4 protein-coding genes are annotated in these 3,408 nt (G+C 39.9%); 1 reads left to right on the forward strand and 3 read right to left on the reverse strand.

Annotated features, from left to right (window positions below; translation table 11 throughout):
- From V7K27_RS33610 to V7K27_RS33620, 3 genes are all read right to left on the reverse strand, one after another.
- A partial coding sequence (locus V7K27_RS33610; RefSeq protein ID WP_334953066.1) for a polysaccharide deacetylase family protein occupies positions 1–297 on the reverse strand: 297 nt, incomplete at its 3' end.
- Positions 242–703 (reverse strand): polysaccharide deacetylase family protein, encoded by a 462-nt coding sequence (locus V7K27_RS33615; protein ID WP_334953068.1) that lies wholly within the window; start codon positions 701–703, stop codon positions 242–244. The genes V7K27_RS33610 and V7K27_RS33615, both read right to left, overlap by 56 nt.
- Before the next feature lie 314 nt (positions 704–1,017).
- Positions 1,018–2,163 carry a SpoIID/LytB domain-containing protein gene (locus tag V7K27_RS33620; protein ID WP_334953069.1) on the reverse strand — a complete coding sequence of 382 codons (1,146 nt, stop codon included), beginning with the start codon at positions 2,161–2,163 and terminating at the stop codon, positions 1,018–1,020.
- 187 nt (positions 2,164–2,350) lie between these two features.
- Between V7K27_RS33620 and V7K27_RS33625 the strand changes: the two genes are divergently transcribed.
- The coding region (locus V7K27_RS33625; protein ID WP_334953070.1) for an AIPR family protein at positions 2,351–3,408 on the forward strand (1,058 nt) is incomplete at its 3' end.

Genomic DNA, 3,408 nt, shown 5'->3' on the forward strand with positions numbered 1-3,408 from the left:
GGATAAGAGATTCTGGAAACATAGAACAGATCGCATACTGATTATTTCTCCAGTATCCCAGCATTTTGGATCATTTATTTCTTGGATTACTCTAACTCCTCCAGGTGGTCGAAATAAATTGGTTTTTAAGCCTGTAGTTTTAAAAATAATATCTTCGGTGTGGTCAATTTCATAAGCGGCGGCTTGTGGATTCAAGAATTGATACCAATGATGCCAAGTGTGGTTGCCAATGACATGACCTTCAGCAATCTCCTGCTTGAGTAAGTTGGGAAAATTTTTGACATTCTCTCCAACCACAAAAAATGTCCCTTTGATCTGATTTTTTTTTCAGGATATCTAATACTTGTGCTGTACTTTCAGGCCAAGGGCCATCATCAAAGGTGAGAGCAATGACTTTCTGTTCGGGAGAGAGTTTTGCCGATTCCATTATCGCACCTTGAAAACTTGATGGAATAGAGTCAGAAAAACCCTTTACTTTTGCTTCCCCCTGCCAACTTTTAAGCATCGCTGTCTTGAATTCCTCAACTCGCTGCTGAGTGACGAGATTTGCTGCGACATTATTTACATCTAGAGTTTGTTTTGATCCCAACTGAAAACGATTTATTTTGCTCAAGATGATTAAACTCAGACTAAAAGCACCACATAAGATAAGCAGCCCAATTAATTTGCCTTGAGTCCAAAGACTTTGCTTATTATTAATCACATAAAATTCCCTTAAATAATCAAATAATCAGTCACCATGATCATCGGAAGTTAAACTTTTTATTTGCTTAACTTCAGACAAAGTATAGCGATCTGTTTATATATTGCCAAGAGTGTGATTGCTTACGATCTAATTTATTAGGTTAAGATTTATTCTGTTGAAGACTCTAATAAAAACCAGGTTTGGCTGAGTTTCATACAATTATGTAAATAAAACACATTTTCGTCATCACCTTGTAACATTTTTGTCAATTAAGTGTGTAATAGTCTTTTAATCATCATTACAGATTAGCTGTGAATGACTAATATCCCAAATTACTTAGGTTTGATTGTAATTAAAGCTACACCTTGATAATAATGCCCTAAAATTTGCAGATAGTTTACTCCTCTTTTAGCTAAATTGTATGCCCCCCATTGACTCATACCTAAAGCATGACCGTAGCCAAGTCCAAGAAGTACAAAACTACCATTTGCTGCTTTGGTAAGGATAAAGTGGGTACTTTTAATTTTGAGGGCTGTACGTACTTTTTCGCCACGCAGTACAATGGTTGCTTTATCACCAACGATTTTTAAGGCTTTAACACTACCAAAAGGTGAATAGGTTTGTGCAATCATATCTAAAACATTGCCGACACCAGAAATCCTGGCGCTAATTTCTTTTTGGGTGAAAACTTTCTCCCATTTGCACTCGCTAACATTTTGATCGTAATCTTCAACAGCACGCAGGTAAGGCTCGTGGCTTCCCCAAACATCTTCAACATTTTCAGTATGTCCTCCAGAACAATCATGAAAAACTGAGAGAATAATACTGTCTTTATAAGTTAGTACCTGTTTATCGGTTCCATCGACGGCGGCATAAGTACTAGGACTTTCATTGATTACTCCCTTATAATTTTGCCAGTGATCTGGACTATCACCTAAATCGTAAATAGGATTATTGCGTTGTTTTTCTCGCTCATAGAGAGCAAAAGTCCGGGCAGCAACTGCTTGTGCTTTCAAAGCTTCAGCAGGCCACTCAGTATCCATTTCGCCACCAACAACACTGTAGAGATACTCTTGGTCATCAACCCAGTTAACGGCGGTTAGTCCTTTGCCTGTTGGGACAACGAGAGTTCTGCCTCGATACCAATGTTCGCCAATGTAAACGAATCCCTTACCTGTGGGTTCAATCCAAAATAGACCAGACTGCCATTTATCTAAAGCTACACCGCCTGGAATAGCTTGGGCATAAAATGAACTCATTGCTGGTAATTTTCCCACAGTATGACCAGTACTATCTTTGACTAACGCAGTCGTAGAACTGCCAACTATTACCTGATTAACTCCCCTCTCAATTGCTATTCGCAGTATTACAGATGCTTCACTTGGGGTAGCTAAACTCATCCACAATAAGGCACTTACCCACCAATGACCTACTTTTATCTGTGAAAATAAAGCTTTTAATAACAATTGGGATTTCATGTAATGCATTTAAAAAGAGTTTTCAATTTTTATACAATGTTATCCCTAATACCGTGGTTTGCGTATATTTGATGTACTCTTCTTGGGCAATCTCATATATATTTTATTCGTCCCTCCAGAGAAATCCGGTATCTGTAGCCCAATAGTAGGGTTAACATGAAATTTGACACTCGGCTAAAAACAAACTATGCCCAAGACTTGGAACATCAAGATAGATAACTATTTTCAAGCCAACCCCAATTGCATCATTGCCACAGCCCATGTAGACTCGTTCCCCACAGACCTACCCCTAGAACCTAACATCAGGGAACCAAACCGTAAAAGCGCGACCTACAGACAAGTCTTCGACTCCCTGACTACTCAACCCGAAAAATTCTTCTCCCGTCACAGTGGAATCGTCCTGTCAGCCAATAAAGTTAAACCAAGCAAAACCTCACTGGAACTAGAAGTAAAAGAAGCAAACGAGGGAGGTAGTGATGGCATTATCAACGGTGGCCACACAGTCTTAGGGTTTGAGCAAGCTAAAAATTACAACTACAATTTAACCCAAGCCAGAGTAAAAGTTACCATCCACATCGGACTCTCGGAAGACGAGGCTAAAGATATAGCCCTGGCCTCCAACACCACAACGCCAGTAGATTCTCGCTCCAAAGTCAACGCCAGAGGTGATTACAAATTCATCAAGCAGTATTTAGCCCAGTTAGAACAGAAAGAAGATAGAAAATTCCGCATTGCCTATTACCAAAACCAAAGCGGCGCTCCCAGAAACGCCCAGTGCAACGTCACTCATTTGCTGAAACTACTCAACTGCCTCGACAGGAATAGATACAATCCCGACGGCAATAAACGAGCCAAGCATCCAGCAAATATGAATATTCCAAGTAATATTACAGACACGGAAAGGGAAAGATTAACTGCACTTTTGCCTCTACTTCCCAAAGCTCTGTGGATAGAGCAAAGATTCTACGAAATAATCCAAGAACATATCAGCAACCCCAGAAGAAAGGGAGTCAACGACCTAGCATCAATTGATATACGTAAAACAACGTTGTTGCCAGACAGTAAGTACTCTTTCGGGTTTGGTGCGCCAACCGACTTGGCACTACCGATAGTTGCATCCTATCGGGTATTCCTAGACCAAGACTATAACTGGATTATTCCTTTTGACGAATTCGCTGAAGATTTTCTGCAACATCTGTGGAATAACTATTTCCGTAAATACTTGGTATCAGAGAAAACAGCAGG

This window comes from Nostoc sp., from assembly GCF_036919575.1.
GTDB lineage: Bacteria > Cyanobacteriota > Cyanobacteriia > Cyanobacteriales > Nostocaceae > Nostoc.